Origin of the sequence: Collinsella aerofaciens (genome assembly GCF_902501475.1) — a bacterium.
Taxonomy (GTDB): domain Bacteria; phylum Actinomycetota; class Coriobacteriia; order Coriobacteriales; family Coriobacteriaceae; genus Collinsella; species Collinsella aerofaciens_AL.
The window spans coordinates 1-742 of record NZ_CABWIF010000053.1; the positions used below are offsets into that span (position 1 = coordinate 1).

1 rRNA gene is annotated in these 742 nt (G+C 55.8%); it reads right to left on the reverse strand.

Going from position 1 to position 742, the window contains the following annotated elements:
* Positions 1 to 646: 646 nt before the first annotated feature.
* Positions 647 to 742: ribosomal RNA gene (rrf, locus tag GDJ93_RS08320) — 5S ribosomal RNA — on the reverse strand; the annotation flags it as partial.

A 742-nucleotide genomic window follows, 5' to 3' on the forward strand; every position in this document is an offset into this window, starting at 1 on the left:
TCCGGTTCTCAAGGTGCACGCCCCGCGGCTCATCCGGTCCGACCGGGCCGCGCGGCAAGGAGATATATTGCCAGACCGGAGGGGCCCCGTGGGCGGGAATCGCGCACTCCATATTTTGTTCACAAATCAATTAACTGGGCTCCGAGTTGCTCAGAGTCACACATATGGTCATAAACCCTGGACAGACCGTATGACCTCGGGAATCTTGCTGTCCACTGTAGACATAGCATCTTTATACCCTCGTCGGCCTCCGCTAGTAAGCCCGTAATAAATTGAAGGACAACGTTAACAAACCTATAAAACGCCAGCGGGGGTTCTATCACTAATTAGATAGAGCCCCCGCTGGCGGAGTGTATTTGATTGAAACAACGTCCCTTAATTGATTTACTGGAAATAAGGAGCAAAAGATCCGTCCGGATATACGTGGCGACAGAACCCTGGAGCCGACTGAGCGCCACCAGAAAGCGACATAAGCAAGAAGATCGGCTCTACCTCACCGCGGACGACAACGATGCCCTCGACTAAAGTCAATCCGAGCACTCCTAAAACAGAAAGGGCAAATATCAGCTTATACAACGCAAAAAAAGGGGGAGGCCGCGAGGCCTCCCCCTTCTCAGTTCAAGCGTACGGCTCGGTGCCGTCCACCGGTCAGCGGCGCCCTGGCCTCCCACGGGCTGACCCCGCAGTACTCTCGGCGCGATGGGGCTTAGCTTCCGGGTTCGGAACGGGACCGGGCGTGCCC